Raw genomic sequence first — 14,428 nt, 5'->3', positions numbered from 1 at the left:
TCATACATAGGAGTGCGATTGAATGTTAAATATCAAAGAAATCCACGAGCTGATTAAAGCAATTGACGAGTCTACAATTGACGAATTCGTATATGAAAATGAAGGTGTATCCTTAAAACTGAAAAAACACGAAGCAGGCACGGTTCAAGTCATGCAGCAGGCACCGGCAGCACCTGTACAAGCACAGGCTCCGCAGGCAGTTCAGCCGCAAGCGCAGCAAGCAGCGGCACCTGCCCAAGAAGCACCAAAGCAAGATGAGAATCTGCATAAAATCACTTCACCAATGGTAGGAACATTTTATGCTTCTTCATCACCGGAAGCTGGCCCGTATGTAACAGCCGGTTCAAAAGTAAATGAAAACACAGTTGTTTGCATTGTAGAAGCGATGAAGCTTTTCAACGAAATCGAAGCAGAAGTGAAAGGCGAAATCGTTGAAGTATTAGTAGAAAACGGCCAGCTGGTCGAATACGGACAACCTCTATTTCTTGTAAAAGCGGAGTAAGGAGACTGAACATGATTAAAAAGCTATTGATCGCCAACAGAGGAGAAATTGCTGTCAGAATCATCAGAGCCTGCAGAGAGCTCGGAATTGAGACTGTCGCTGTTTATTCAGAAGCTGATAAAGATGCCCTTCATGTTCAAATGGCCGATGAAGCTTTTTGTATCGGACCGAAAGCATCAAAAGACAGCTATTTAAACGTTACAAATATTGTGAGTGTTGCAAAGCTGACTGGCACGGACGCCATTCATCCGGGATACGGATTTTTAGCTGAAAATGCTGATTTCGCTGAATTATGTGAAGAAGTGAATGTCACGTTTGTCGGCCCGAGCGCTGACGCCATTTCAAAAATGGGAACAAAAGACGTTGCGCGGGAAACGATGAAACAGGCCGGCGTGCCAATCGTACCGGGTTCACAGGGAATTATAGAAAATGTGGAAGAAGCGGTTTCGCTTGCTAATGAAATTGGGTATCCTGTAATTATAAAAGCCACCGCAGGCGGAGGCGGAAAAGGAATTAGGGTTGCTCGCACTGAAGAGGAACTGATTAATGGCATTAAGATTACACAGCAGGAAGCGGCAACTGCATTCGGAAATCCAGGTGTATACATCGAAAAATACATAGAAGATTTTCGCCACGTTGAGATCCAAGTGCTTGCTGATAACTACGGAAATACGATCCATTTGGGCGAACGCGACTGCTCGATCCAAAGACGCCTGCAAAAGCTTTTGGAAGAATCACCATCTCCTGCCCTTGATTCAGAAATCAGGGAGCAAATGGGGGATGCAGCGGTAAAGGCTGCAAAAGCGGTTGGCTATACAGGTGCTGGAACAGTTGAATTTATCTATGACTACAATGAACAGCGCTATTACTTCATGGAAATGAACACGAGAATTCAGGTAGAGCACCCAGTCACAGAAATGGTGACGGGAACTGACCTGATCAAGGAACAAATCAAAGTGGCATCAGGAATGGAACTGAGCCTCAAGCAAGAAGATGTTGAATTTGAAGGCTGGGCCATCGAATGCCGAATCAACGCAGAAAACCCAAGTAAAAATTTCATGCCGTCACCTGGTGAAATTAAAATGTACCTGCCTCCTGGCGGTCTTGGTGTCCGTGTCGATTCAGCTGCGTACCCTGGCTATTCCATCCCACCGTACTATGACAGCATGATTGCAAAGGTAATCACATACGGAAAAACGAGGGATGAAGCGATTGCCCGCATGAAGCGCGCATTGAGCGAATTCGTCATCGAAGGCATTGAGACAACAATCCCTTTCCATTTAAAACTGCTTGAACACGAAACATTTGTGAGCGGAGAGTTTAATACGAAATTTTTAGAAACATATGATGTAATGGGCTCATAATTTTTACGGAGGTGAATTGAATGAAAGACAACAGCTTGCTTAAAATGGATCACGAAGATACGCATTTGGGTAAGGTTGAGATTGCACCGGAGGTCATTGAGGTCATTGCCGGCATTGCAGCATCAGAAGTTGATGGTGTTGCCGAAATGCGCGGAAACTTTGCGACAGGCGTCGTCGAGCGCTTTGGCAAAGTGAATCATGGCAAAGGTGTCAAAGTCGACCTGGCGGATGACGGAATTACGATCGATGTATACTGTGTCGTTACATTTGGCGTTTCGATTCCGAAAGTTGCAGCATCCGTTCAGGAAAACATTCGTCAAACCTTATTAAATATGACGTCTCTTTCGATTAACGAGATCAATATTCACATCGTCGGCATTCAATTTGACACAAAAGCCCAAGAAGTCCAAATCGACGAAGAAATGTAAATGGCTTAACACGAAACCAAGGGGAGGGCGGCCCTTTGGTTTTTTTACACGTTACCCTTTATTTCAAAGCATGAAGAAAGCCGGCTTACATAGCCGAGTTTCTTCATGAACGTGAAATCCGAATAATCATATTAAGGTGTGTGAAAATATTCGGCAATAGGGTAAAAAAACCTTGATTTCAATATGCGGATACGAAAAAAATATGTTATGATCTCTTTGTGGCTTAACGACAAGCGGATAAAGAGGATCAAAGGAGAAAGAAAATGAAAAGAAGAACAGCAAGAGAAAAAGCTTTGCAGGCACTATTTCAAATTGATGTCAGCGATATTGCAGTGAATGAAGCCATAGAACACGCACTGGATGAAGAAAAAACAGATCCTTTCTTTGAACAGCTTGTACACGGGGTATTGGAACACCAAGACCAGCTGGATGAAATGATCTCCAAGCATCTGGTGAATTGGAAGCTCGATCGGATTGCCAATGTTGACCGTGCGATTTTGCGCCTGGCAGCATATGAAATGGCATATGCCGAAGACATTCCGGTGAATGTCTCCATGAACGAAGCGATTGAGCTGGCAAAACGGTTTGGTGATGACAAAGCGACAAAGTTTGTAAACGGGGTTCTTTCTAACATTAAATCTGATATTGAACAATCATAGGAGGAAAGAAAATGACTGCAACAATCATCGACGGAAAAGAAACGGCTAGAGAAAAACGCGAACAATTGGCAAAAGAGGTAGAAGAGCTTAAAAAGCAAGGCGTCACTCCCGGACTGGCGGTTATTTTGATTGGAGATGATCCTGCTTCTCACTCTTACGTGCGAGGAAAGAAAAAAGCGGCAGAGACAATGGGAATGAATTTCAAGCTCGATCAATTTGACAGCAGCCTCACAGAAGCTGAACTGCTTTCCATTATTGATCAATATAACCAAGACCCTGAGTTTCATGGCATTCTCGTTCAGCTTCCGCTCCCAGACCATATTTCTGAAAAAGCGGTGATCGAACGTATCTCCCCTGATAAAGATGTAGACGGTTTTCATCCGTTAAACGTAGGGAAAATGCTGCTTGGCGAAGATACGTTTCTTCCTTGCACGCCTCATGGAATTGTTGAGCTTTTGAAGAAAACCAATATTGACCTTTCCGGTAAAGAGGTTGTTGTAGTCGGCCGAAGCAACATTGTCGGCAAACCTGTCGGCCAGCTTTTATTAAATGAAAACGCGACGGTTACTTACTGTCATTCAAGAACAGAAAATATTACTGAACATACGAAAAAAGCGGACATCCTGGTGGTGGCAGTCGGCAGAGCCAACTTCATCAATGCAGACCAGATCAAAGAGGGCGCTGTTGTCATTGACGTCGGCGTTAACCGTCTGGAAAACGGAAAGCTTTGCGGAGACGTTGAATTTGAAGGGGCAAAGGAAAAAGCGTCCTTCATCACGCCGGTTCCGGGCGGAGTAGGTCCGATGACCATCACGATGCTTGCGCATAATACTGTTAAATCTGCGAAACGTACGTTATCATAGATAATTGGAGATATTCACAGGCGAAATGTTTGCCCGCCTTGAATATGAGCACGATACCCGCTTCTTCAGGCTCCTAAAGCCAGGGCGGGTTTTCTTTAGTTATGGTGCAGGAATGCTTAGGAGAGGAGTTTTTAGACATGGGTGAAGCAGCGTATGTGACCGTCTCAGCGCTGACAAAGTATATAAAACGAAAATTCGATGTAGATCCTCACCTTGAAAATATTTGGATTAAAGGCGAATTGTCGAATGTAAAGATACACACACGAGGGCATATTTATTTCACTTTAAAAGACGAAAACGCAAGAATGCAGTCGGTGATGTTCGCGAGACAAAGCGAGCGTCTGCCTTTTAAACCTGAAAACGGAATGAAAGTGCTGGTAAGAGGCGGAATTTCCGTATATGAACCGAGCGGAAACTATCAATTATATGCCAAAGAAATGCAGCCTGACGGGGTTGGAGCGCTTTATTTAGCGTACGAAGAATTAAAAAAGAAGCTTGCCGGAGAAGGTTTATTTGACGACCGCTACAAAAAACAAATCCCCGCATTTCCAGCCACAATCGGGGTTGTGACATCTCCAACGGGTGCCGCTGTCAGAGACGTTATTACAACTCTAAAAAGAAGATATCCCCTTGTAAAAGTCATTGTTCTTCCAGCGCTCGTACAAGGTGAAAATGCGAGCAGATCCATCGTTACGCGCATTGAAGAGGCAAATGAAAAAGAGATTTGCGACGTATTAATTGTCGGGAGAGGCGGCGGTTCGATAGAAGAACTGTGGGCATTCAATGAAGAAATTGTAGCACGCGCCATCTTTGCTTCCAATATTCCGATTATATCGGCAGTCGGACATGAGACGGATTTTACGATCAGTGATTTTGTCGCCGATATCAGAGCCGCGACGCCAACAGGAGCAGCTGAGATTGCTGTGCCTCATACCACTGATTTAATCGAACGGACAAAAACAGCGGAAGTCAGAATGACAAGGGCGATGCAGCAGCACCTCGGCCAGAAAAAAGAACGGATTCAAACGCTGCAATCGTCCTATGCCTTTCGTTTTCCAAAGCGTTTGTATGCGCAAAAAGAGCAGCAGTTTGACCTCGCGTACCAGCAGTTTCAAGCACAGCTGACCGCTCTTTTAGATCGGAAAAGCAGACAGCTGGAGCGTGAAACGTACAGGTTAGAGGCACTGCATCCTCATGAACAGCTGAAACAAGCGAGAACACGATACCAGGAACAAACAAATCAGCTGAGAAAAAATATGAATATCCAAATGAAGCAGCTGCATTCCCAATTTCAAACCATTCTTGGCAAGCTGAATGCACTAAGTCCTCTTCAAGTGATGGAGAGAGGATACAGCTTGGCTTATAAAGAAGATAAACTCATTAAAAGTGTCAGTCAAATAGAAGAGCAGGACCGGCTTGAAGTCAAGCTGAAGGATGGCGTGCTGACCTGTGAAGTATTAGAAAAGAGAGGGGAAGAAAAATGACAGACGTGAAAAAAAATGAAAACATGACATTTGAAGAAGCGATGAAAGGGCTTGAGAGCATTGTATCAAAGCTTGAAGAGGGAGATGTGCCTCTAGAGCAAGCCATTAACTATTTCCAAGAAGGCATGGCTCTGTCAAAAATGTGCCATGAAAAGCTGCAAAAAGTCGAAAAGCAAATGGACTTCATTTTAAAAGAAGACGGCGAACTGGCACCTTTCAGTGTTCAGGAGGAAGACGAAGGTGACAAATAAATTAACGAGCTTTCTGGCGGACCGGAAAAAAACAATTGAAAATCAGCTCTCTGTCTATACAGAAAAGCTGGATATGCCGGACTCATTAAAGAAATCTATGCTGTATTCTCTAGAGGCCGGCGGAAAGCGGTTGCGGCCTCTGATTGTACTGGCTGTTTTAAACGCATATGGAAAAAGCGAAAAAGACGGCATTCCGGTCGGCTGTGCTGTCGAAATGATTCACACGTATTCGTTAATTCATGATGATCTTCCATGCATGGATGATGACGATTTGCGCCGTGGGAAGCCGACAAACCATAAAGTGTTTGGTGAAGCGACGGCAGTATTAGCGGGTGACGGGCTGCTCACAGAAAGCTTTAAGCTGATTACCGCCCACGTGTCAGACGAGGTGTCAGCAGAAAAGCGCCTGCGGCTTGTGAATGAACTGATTTCAGCGGCAGGCACCGAAGGCATGGTCGGTGGGCAAGTAGCTGATATGGAAGCGGAAAACCGACAAGTCACGCTTGAAGAGCTCGAATCCATTCATGAACGGAAAACTGCCAAGCTCCTTGGCTTTTGTGTAATCGCCGGTGCTATTTTGGCTGATGCGCCTGAGGAAGACATTGAAACACTGCGTACCTTCAGCAGCCACATTGGAATCGGATTTCAAATCAGAGACGATATTTTAGATTTAGAAGGCAGTGAAGAGAAAATCGGCAAACGTGTCGGCTCGGATACCACAAATGACAAATCGACATACCCGTCGCTTCTTTCATTGGAAGGGGCCAAACATAAATTGGATGTTCATATAAAAGAGGCGAAGCGATTGATCGGCGGACTCTCTCTTCAAAAAGAACTTTTATATGAGCTTTGTGATTTAATTGCGGCAAGAGATCACTAAAACGATCCTAATTTGAAGCGGCTGCACGAGATATGGTAAAATGTAAGCAGTTTATATGAAAAATGAAAAGGAAAAGCGCGTTTGTCTTTTTTTATGTCTGAGATTATTGTCAGCTCGGCATGCAAAAGACATGTATCATTGCAGAAATTCATGCTGAAAGTGAGTTGATCCGCTTTGGATCTTTTATCAATACAGGACCCGTCGTTTTTAAAAAACATGTCCATTGATGAATTAGAGAAATTAAGTGATGAAATCCGTCAGTTTTTAATTACAAGTTTATCCGCTTCCGGCGGCCACATCGGCCCAAACTTAGGTGTCGTAGAGCTTACTGTTGCTCTGCATAAGGAATTTAACAGCCCGAAAGACAAATTTTTATGGGATGTAGGCCATCAATCGTATGTCCATAAGCTGCTGACAGGACGCGGAAAAGAATTTGCGACGCTTCGCCAGTACAAAGGGCTTTGCGGATTTCCAAAGCGGAGTGAAAGCGAGCACGATGTTTGGGAAACCGGGCACAGCTCGACTTCTCTGTCAGGCGCGATGGGAATGGCAGCTGCCCGTGATATTAAAGGAACGGATGAATATATTATTCCGATCATAGGTGACGGCGCGCTGACCGGCGGTATGGCGCTCGAAGCCCTTAACCACATCGGCGACGAGAAAAAAGACATGATTGTCATCCTTAATGATAATGAAATGAGTATTGCACCGAATGTCGGTGCCATTCACTCTATGCTCGGACGGCTCCGTACTGCGGGGAAATACCAGTGGGTCAAAGATGAGCTTGAATACTTATTTAAAAAGATTCCGGCAGTTGGGGGCAAGCTTGCCGCCACTGCGGAACGAGTCAAAGACAGCCTGAAATACATGCTCGTCTCCGGAATGTTTTTCGAGGAGCTCGGTTTTACGTATTTGGGCCCAGTGGACGGACATTCTTATCATGAGCTGATTGAGAATCTTCAATACGCCAAAAAAACGAAAGGCCCTGTTCTTCTGCATGTCATCACGAAAAAAGGGAAGGGGTACAAACCGGCTGAGACCGATACGATTGGGACATGGCATGGTACCGGACCATATAAAATTAATACCGGTGACTTTGTAAAGCCGAAAGCCGCAGCTCCTTCGTGGAGCGGTCTTGTCAGCGGAACTGTGCAGCGAATGGCGCGCGAGGACGGACGCATTGTAGCCATTACGCCGGCTATGCCTGTCGGTTCAAAGCTCGAAGGTTTCGCAAAGGAATTCCCTGACCGGATGTTCGACGTAGGAATCGCAGAACAGCATGCCGCAACGATGGCGGCAGCTATGGCAATGCAGGGTATGAAGCCGTTTTTGGCGATTTACTCAACCTTCCTGCAAAGGGCATATGACCAAGTTGTCCATGACATCTGCCGCCAAAACGCCAATGTGTTTATTGGAATTGACCGTGCAGGACTCGTTGGCGCTGATGGAGAGACACATCAAGGCGTGTTTGATATTGCGTTTATGCGCCACATTCCAAACATGGTCTTAATGATGCCGAAAGACGAAAATGAAGGCCAGCACATGGTTCATACAGCACTTAGCTATGACGAAGGCCCGATAGCGATGCGTTTTCCGCGCGGAAACGGACTCGGCGTAAAAATGGATGAACAGTTGAAAACGATTCCGATCGGTACGTGGGAGGTGCTGCGTCCAGGGAACGATGCTGTCATCTTAACATTCGGCACAACAATCGAAATGGCGATTGAAGCAGCTGAAGAGCTGCAGAAAGAAGGCCTTTCCGTGCGCGTTGTGAATGCGCGTTTTATTAAGCCGATTGATGAAAAGATGATGAAGAGTATCCTAAAAGAAGGCTTGCCAATTTTAACAATTGAAGAAGCGGTCTTAGAAGGCGGTTTCGGAAGCTCGATTTTAGAATTCGCTCATGATCAAGGTGAATATCATACTCCGATTGACAGAATGGGTATACCTGATCGGTTTATTGAACACGGAAGTGTCACTGCGCTTCTTGAGGAAATTGGACTGACAAAACAGCAGGTGGCAAATCGTATTAGATTACTGATGCCGCCAAAGACACACAAAGGAATTGGATCATGACGTCAAAGAAAGAACGATTAGATGTATTATTAGTGGAAAGAGGGCTGGCGGAAACGCGTGAAAAAGCCAAAAGAGCCATTATGGCGGGGATCGTCTATTCAAACGAAAACCGCTTGGACAAGCCTGGAGAAAAAATTGACCGCGACCTTCCGTTAACCGTCAAAGGAAACCCGCTGAGGTATGTGAGCAGGGGCGGCTTAAAGCTCGAAAAAGCGCTGAAGGAATTTCCCGTCTCTGTCAAAGATAAAATTATGATTGATATTGGCTCCTCCACCGGCGGTTTTACGGACTGCGCTTTGCAAAATGGAGCTAAACAGTCATACGCTGTGGATGTAGGCTATAATCAGCTTGCGTGGAAGCTCAGACAGGATGAACGGGTCGTCGTGATGGAACGGACGAACTTTCGTTATGCAACACCGGCAGACTTTACAAAGGGCATGCCGGAGTTTGCCACAATTGATGTGTCCTTTATTTCACTGCGGCTCATCCTGCCTGTCCTAAGGACTTTACTCGTACCGGGCAGCGACTGCATGGCTCTAGTTAAGCCTCAGTTTGAAGCGGGACGGGAATCCGTCGGAAAAAAAGGGATTGTCAGAGATCCTAAAGTGCATGCTGATGTGCTCAAGCGAATGATCAGTTTTTCTGCCGCTGAAGGCTATATCTGTAAAGGCTTGTCATTTTCTCCAATCACGGGAGGAGACGGAAATATTGAGTTTCTCCTTCATTTGCATTGGCCGGGAGAGGGACAGGAAGGCCAGGAGCTGCCGGAAGAAGAGATCATGCGCGTTGTAGAAGAAGCACATAAGACGTTAAAAGAAAAAAAAGCAGATGTACCGGAATAATAGGGCGCTATTATTCCTTTTTTCTGCATTCATGTACAATGTGCAGAGAATCATATAACATAAAAGAACAGATAAGCTTGGAAATAGAGGTGCTTACATGAACAAAGGCCAGAGGCATATTAAAATCAGAGAGATCATTACAAGCAATGAAATCGAAACGCAGGATGAATTGGTCGACATGCTAAAGCAGGATGGATACAAAGTAACGCAAGCCACGGTATCACGGGATATTAAAGAACTTCACCTTGTAAAAGTGCCTACAAATAACGGTTCTTACAAATACAGTCTTCCGGCGGACCAGCGTTTCAATCCGCTGTCTAAGCTAAAGCGGGCCTTGATGGACGCATTTGTGAAAATAGACTCTGCAAGCCATATGATCGTACTGAAAACGATGCCGGGCAATGCTCAGGCAATCGGGGCGCTGATGGACAATTTGGACTGGGATGAAATTATGGGGACCATTTGCGGAGATGACACGATTTTAATTATTTGCCGGACTCCTGGAGATACAGACGGTGTAAAAAACAGGCTCCTTGAACTGCTGTAACAGAAATTCTAACAAAGATAAGAGGTGTAATGCTGTTTGTTAGCTGAACTATCGATTAAAAACTTTGCCATTATTGAGGAACTGACGGTTTCTTTTGAACGCGGGCTTACGGTTTTAACAGGAGAAACCGGAGCCGGCAAATCCATTATCATAGATGCCATTTCTCTTTTAGTCGGAGGCCGCGGATCATCTGAATTTGTTAGATATGGGGAAGCAAAAGCCGAACTTGAAGGGCTGTTTCTGTTGGAGAGCGGCCATCCTGTTTTAGGCGTATGCGCTGAGCAGGGAATCGACGTTTCAGATGAAATGATCGTCATGAGAAGGGATATCAGCACGAGCGGGAAAAGCGTTTGCCGTGTCAATGGCAAGCTTGTCACGATTGCTTCGCTAAGAGAGATCGGCAGGCTTTTATTAGATATTCACGGGCAGCACGATAACCAGCTGTTAATGGAAGACGAAAATCATCTCCAGCTTTTGGACAAGTTTGCCGGGGCCGAAGTGGAAAGCGCGCTCAAAACGTATCAGGAAGGGTACCAGCGGTATATGAAGCTGCTCAAAAAGCTTAAGCAGCTTTCTGAAAGCGAACAGGAAATGGCCCATCGTCTTGATCTTATTCAATTTCAGCTCGAAGAAATCGAATCGGCAAAGCTTGAGCTTAACGAAGATGAACAGCTCCAAGAAGAGCGCCAGCAAATTTCAAACTTTGAGAAGATATATGAGTCGCTGCAGAATGCATATAACGCGCTTCGCAGTGAGCAGGGCGGATTGGACTGGGTCGGAATGGCATCAGCGCAGCTTGAAGATATATCTGATATAAACGAACCGCTGAAAAAAATGTCTGAAAGTGTTTCGAACTCCTACTATTTGCTTGAGGATGCCACATTTCAGATGAGAAATATGCTGGATGAGCTTGAATTTGATCCGGAACGCCTGAACTATATTGAGACGCGACTTAATGAAATCAAACAGCTGAAACGAAAATACGGTGCCACTGTTGAAGACATTTTGGAATATGCTTCTAAAATTGAAGAAGAGATTGACCAAATTGAAAACAGGGACAGCCACCTTCAAAGCTTGAAAAAGGAGCTTGACTCCGTCGGCAAAGATGTCGCAGTGGAAGCGGCAAATGTGTCACAAATCCGAAAAACATGGGCGAAAAAGCTGGCTGATGAGATTCATCGGGAATTAAAAAGCCTGTACATGGAAAAATCAACTTTTGATACGGAATTTAAGGTCAGAACAGCGTCACGCAATGAAGAGGCGCCGCTTGTAAACGGCCAGCCCGTTCAGCTGACTGAACAAGGGATTGACCTGGTGAAGTTTTTAATTTCAACCAATACAGGCGAGCCGCTGAAATCCCTTTCGAAAGTCGCTTCAGGTGGAGAGCTGTCACGGGTGATGCTTGCCATAAAAAGCATTTTTTCCTCACAACAGGATGTGACATCGATCATTTTTGACGAGGTTGATACCGGTGTAAGCGGCAGGGTCGCACAGGCAATCGCTGAGAAGATCCATAAGGTGTCAATAGGTTCACAAGTGCTGTGCATTACACACCTGCCTCAGGTGGCTGCCATGGCCGATACGCATCTTTATATTGCGAAGGAGTTAAAAGACGGCAGAACGACGACACGTGTCAAGCCGCTCTCTAAGCAGGAAAAGGTAGCGGAAATCGGGCGCATGATTGCAGGTGTCGAAGTAACCGATTTAACGAAACGCCATGCGAAAGAACTTTTAAAACAAGCGGATCAAGTCAAAACAACTGGGTAAGCTGCGTGAGAAGCGCAGCTTATTTTTTTCGTGCACATCCATTCGTTCATCAGTATATCCAATGTTTTTCTTCATATGACAGTTATAAATAAGTCGTCAGAAGGCAAAATTAAATGATGTAGCAGCAAGTCATAAAGAAGGTGTGGGATAGGAGCGAGGAGAGTGAAGTAGTGAATGCCCGATAACATCAGAAAAGCAGTAGGTTTAATTCTCCTTGTTTCGTTATTAAGTGTAGGTTTATGCAAACCGCTAAAAGAATATTTACTGATTCCAACGCAAATGAGAGTATTTGAAACCCAAACACAAGCGATTGAAACGAGTTTATCGGTAAACGCTCAGCCATCAGAATCCTCAGAAGCGTTTACAGTAAAGAAAGATCCGCATGAAATCAAGGTGACGGGCAAAAAATCTGGTGAGTCAGAATTAGTATACGATCTTGCCGGATTTCCAATTAAAAAAACAAAGGTGCACGTTCTTCCTGATTTAAAAGTTATACCTGGCGGACAATCAATAGGCGTAAAACTTCATTCTGTCGGTGTTCTTGTCGTCGGATTTCATCAAATCAATACAAGTGAAGGCAAAAAATCTCCGGGAGAAACGGCCGGAATTGAAGCGGGCGACATCATTATTGAGATGAATGGACAGAAAATTGAAAAAATGAATGATGTAGCCCCGTTTATTCAAAAGGCTGGAAAAACTGGTGAATCTTTAGACTTACTGATCAAACGTGATAAACAGAAAATCAAAACGAAGCTGATCCCAGAAAAGGATGAAGGAGAAGGTAAATACAGAATCGGGTTATATATCAGAGATTCTGCTGCCGGCATCGGCACTATGACCTTTTATGAACCGAAAACAAAAAAATACGGAGCACTTGGCCACGTGATTTCCGATATGGACACAAAGAAACCAATTGTAGTGGAGAATGGAGAAATTGTTAAATCCACTGTAACATCAATTGAAAAAGGGACAGGCGGTAATCCGGGAGAAAAACTGGCGCGATTTTCCTCAGAACGCAAAACGATCGGGGATATTAACAGAAACAGCCCATTTGGAATTTTTGGCACGCTGCATCAGCCGATTCAAAACAACATATCAGATCAAGCATTGCCGGTTGCGTTTTCTACCGAAGTCAAAAAAGGGCCGGCTGAAATTTTAACGGTTATTGATGATGACAAAGTAGAAAAATTCGATATTGAAATCGTCAGCACAACGCCGCAAAAATTCCCTGCGACAAAAGGAATGGTGTTGAAAATTACTGATCCAAGGCTGTTGAAAGAAACAGGAGGCATCGTACAGGGGATGAGCGGAAGCCCGATCATTCAAAATGGAAAAGTGATCGGCGCTGTCACCCATGTATTCGTTAATGACCCGACAAGCGGCTACGGTGTTCATATTGAATGGATGCTGTCAGAAGCAGGAATCGATATTTACGGAAAAGAAAAAGCAAGCTGACTGCCGGAGTTTCCGGCAGTTTTTTTATTTTGATCCCTCTTCACTTCTCAGAATACATACGGTAAAATATACAAAAGAAGATTTTTCGACAAATTCACGTTTCCTTGTTTGTCAAATTTCATTTTTAGTCGAAAAACAGAGAAAAACATAGAATAACAAAGATATGCCACTAATATTGGTGATTATGATTTTTTTAGAGGGTATATAGCGGTTTTGTCGAATGTAAACATGTAGCAAGGGTGAATCCTGTTAACTACATTTGGGGAGGAAGAAACGTGGAGAAAATTAAAGTTTGTGTTGCTGATGATAATCGAGAGCTGGTAAGCCTGTTAAGTGAATATATAGAAGGACAGGAAGACATGGAAGTGATCGGCGTTGCTTATAACGGACAGGAATGCCTGTCGCTGTTTAAAGAAAAAGATCCCGATGTGCTCGTATTAGATATTATTATGCCGCATTTAGACGGACTTGCGGTTTTAGAGAGGCTGAGGGAATCAGATCTGAAAAAACAGCCGAATGTCATTATGCTGACAGCCTTTGGACAGGAAGATGTCACGAAAAAGGCCGTCGATTTAGGCGCGTCCTACTTTATTCTCAAACCGTTTGATATGGAAAACCTTGTCGGTCATATCCGCCAGGTCAGCGGAAATGCCAGCAGTGTGACGCATCGTGCGCCATCATCGCAAAGCAGTATTATACGCAGCAGCCAGCCTGAACCAAAGAAGAAAAATCTCGACGCGAGCATCACAAGCATTATCCATGAAATCGGCGTCCCAGCCCATATTAAAGGCTATCTCTATCTGCGCGAAGCAATCTCAATGGTATACAATGACATCGAATTGCTCGGCAGCATTACAAAAGTCCTCTATCCGGACATCGCCAAAAAATTTAACACAACCGCAAGCCGTGTAGAAAGAGCGATCCGCCATGCAATTGAAGTGGCATGGAGCAGAGGAAACATTGATTCCATTTCCTCGTTGTTCGGTTATACTGTCAGCATGACAAAAGCTAAACCGACAAATTCGGAATTCATTGCAATGGTTGCGGATAAGCTGAGATTAGAACATAAGGCTTCTTAAACATGAGCTTATTAAGTGGTCATTAAATCAAACGTCTTTTATTTATTAGTTTGCGCTGATAAATAGGAGGCGTTTTGTTTTGAGGACATTTGTTAGTATGGGAGAAGAATAGTAAGTATCCGCATATAGTAAAGGATAGGTTTGAAAAGTAAGGAAAGCAAATGGGGGTATTACCTGCACTCTTGGTCCATTCATTCATCTTATAGGATCACGAAGCATGATCGACTCTAG

General features: G+C 44.4%; 14 protein-coding genes. All 14 read left to right on the top strand.

The genetic code is table 11. From position 1 onward, the window contains the following. Window positions 1-22 precede the first annotated feature (22 nt). The 14 genes from accB (at window position 23) to spo0A (ending at window position 14,197) form a co-directional block, all read left to right on the top strand. Window positions 23-502 carry an acetyl-CoA carboxylase biotin carboxyl carrier protein gene (accB, locus tag NYE53_RS12135; protein ID WP_003230252.1) on the top strand — a complete coding sequence of 160 codons (480 nt, stop codon included), beginning with the start codon at window positions 23-25 and terminating at the stop codon, window positions 500-502. An 11-nt stretch (window positions 503-513) separates the two neighbouring features. Continuing rightward, window positions 514-1,866 (top strand): acetyl-CoA carboxylase biotin carboxylase subunit, encoded by a 1,353-nt coding sequence (accC, locus tag NYE53_RS12130; RefSeq protein WP_003230253.1) that lies wholly within the window; start codon window positions 514-516, stop codon window positions 1,864-1,866. A gap of 20 nt (window positions 1,867-1,886) precedes the next feature. Beyond that, entirely contained in the window at window positions 1,887-2,294 is a 408-nt protein-coding gene (gene yqhY, locus NYE53_RS12125; RefSeq protein WP_003230254.1) for a fatty acid biosynthesis protein YqhY, read from the top strand. Window positions 2,295-2,557: 263 nt separating this feature from the next. Beyond that, complete coding sequence (nusB, locus tag NYE53_RS12120; protein WP_003230256.1) at window positions 2,558-2,953, top strand: transcription antitermination factor NusB; 396 nt, start codon at window positions 2,558-2,560, stop codon at window positions 2,951-2,953. 11 nt (window positions 2,954-2,964) lie between these two features. Continuing rightward, window positions 2,965-3,816 (top strand): bifunctional methylenetetrahydrofolate dehydrogenase/methenyltetrahydrofolate cyclohydrolase FolD, encoded by an 852-nt coding sequence (gene folD, locus NYE53_RS12115; RefSeq protein ID WP_041053509.1) that lies wholly within the window; start codon window positions 2,965-2,967, stop codon window positions 3,814-3,816. A gap of 137 nt (window positions 3,817-3,953) precedes the next feature. After that, window positions 3,954-5,300, top strand: a complete 1,347-nt coding sequence (gene xseA / locus NYE53_RS12110; protein ID WP_339244925.1) for an exodeoxyribonuclease VII large subunit — start codon at window positions 3,954-3,956, stop codon at window positions 5,298-5,300. Continuing rightward, on the top strand, window positions 5,297-5,551 hold the full coding sequence (locus tag NYE53_RS12105) for an exodeoxyribonuclease VII small subunit (protein ID WP_003226409.1): 255 nt from the start codon (window positions 5,297-5,299) through the stop codon (window positions 5,549-5,551). The genes xseA and NYE53_RS12105 overlap by 4 nt, the downstream gene beginning before the upstream one ends. Continuing rightward, complete coding sequence (locus NYE53_RS12100; protein WP_339244922.1) at window positions 5,541-6,431, top strand: polyprenyl synthetase family protein; 891 nt, start codon at window positions 5,541-5,543, stop codon at window positions 6,429-6,431. Before NYE53_RS12105 ends, NYE53_RS12100 begins: the two co-directional genes overlap by 11 nt. 174 nt (window positions 6,432-6,605) lie before the next feature. Beyond that, window positions 6,606-8,507: a 1-deoxy-D-xylulose-5-phosphate synthase gene (dxs, locus tag NYE53_RS12095; protein WP_003245985.1), complete on the top strand. Its 1,902-nt coding sequence runs from the start codon at window positions 6,606-6,608 to the stop codon at window positions 8,505-8,507. Then, window positions 8,504-9,349 carry a TlyA family RNA methyltransferase gene (locus NYE53_RS12090; RefSeq protein ID WP_003230264.1) on the top strand — a complete coding sequence of 282 codons (846 nt, stop codon included), beginning with the start codon at window positions 8,504-8,506 and terminating at the stop codon, window positions 9,347-9,349. Before dxs ends, NYE53_RS12090 begins: the two co-directional genes overlap by 4 nt. A 97-nt stretch (window positions 9,350-9,446) precedes the next feature. After that, entirely contained in the window at window positions 9,447-9,896 is a 450-nt protein-coding gene (gene argR, locus NYE53_RS12085) for an arginine repressor ArgR (protein ID WP_015384067.1), read from the top strand. Window positions 9,897-9,932: 36 nt separating this feature from the next. Next, window positions 9,933-11,663: a DNA repair protein RecN gene (gene recN, locus NYE53_RS12080; protein ID WP_029317928.1), complete on the top strand. Its 1,731-nt coding sequence runs from the start codon at window positions 9,933-9,935 to the stop codon at window positions 11,661-11,663. 174 nt (window positions 11,664-11,837) lie between these two features. Further along, a complete protein-coding gene (gene spoIVB, locus NYE53_RS12075; protein WP_021480004.1) occupies window positions 11,838-13,118 on the top strand; it encodes a SpoIVB peptidase in 1,281 nt (426 codons plus the stop codon). A 275-nt stretch (window positions 13,119-13,393) separates the two neighbouring features. Then, window positions 13,394-14,197: a sporulation transcription factor Spo0A gene (gene spo0A / locus NYE53_RS12070; RefSeq protein WP_003226427.1), complete on the top strand. Its 804-nt coding sequence runs from the start codon at window positions 13,394-13,396 to the stop codon at window positions 14,195-14,197. Window positions 14,198-14,428: the final 231 nt, after the last annotated feature.

Origin of the sequence: Bacillus sp. FSL R5-0523 (assembly GCF_037975295.1) — a bacterium.
GTDB lineage: Bacteria > Bacillota > Bacilli > Bacillales > Bacillaceae > Bacillus > Bacillus subtilis.
The sequence above is the reverse complement of the archived record's forward strand: the minus strand, read 5'-3'. Positions and strand labels throughout refer to the sequence as shown.

Bases quoted from the DNA above. Each gene is read 5' to 3' on its own strand.
- accB (WP_003230252.1), top strand. From the start codon at position 23: ATGTTAAATATCAAAGAAATCCACGAGCTGATTAAAGCAATTGACGAG.
- accC (WP_003230253.1), top strand. From the start codon at position 514: ATGATTAAAAAGCTATTGATCGCCAACAGAGGAGAAATTGCTGTCAGA.
- yqhY (WP_003230254.1), top strand. From the start codon at position 1,887: ATGAAAGACAACAGCTTGCTTAAAATGGATCACGAAGATACGCATTTG.
- nusB (WP_003230256.1), top strand. From the start codon at position 2,558: ATGAAAAGAAGAACAGCAAGAGAAAAAGCTTTGCAGGCACTATTTCAA.
- folD (WP_041053509.1), top strand. From the start codon at position 2,965: ATGACTGCAACAATCATCGACGGAAAAGAAACGGCTAGAGAAAAACGC.
- xseA (WP_339244925.1), top strand. From the start codon at position 3,954: ATGGGTGAAGCAGCGTATGTGACCGTCTCAGCGCTGACAAAGTATATA.
- NYE53_RS12105 (WP_003226409.1), top strand. From the start codon at position 5,297: ATGACAGACGTGAAAAAAAATGAAAACATGACATTTGAAGAAGCGATG.
- NYE53_RS12090 (WP_003230264.1), top strand. From the start codon at position 8,504: ATGACGTCAAAGAAAGAACGATTAGATGTATTATTAGTGGAAAGAGGG.
- argR (WP_015384067.1), top strand. From the start codon at position 9,447: ATGAACAAAGGCCAGAGGCATATTAAAATCAGAGAGATCATTACAAGC.
- spoIVB (WP_021480004.1), top strand. From the start codon at position 11,838: ATGCCCGATAACATCAGAAAAGCAGTAGGTTTAATTCTCCTTGTTTCG.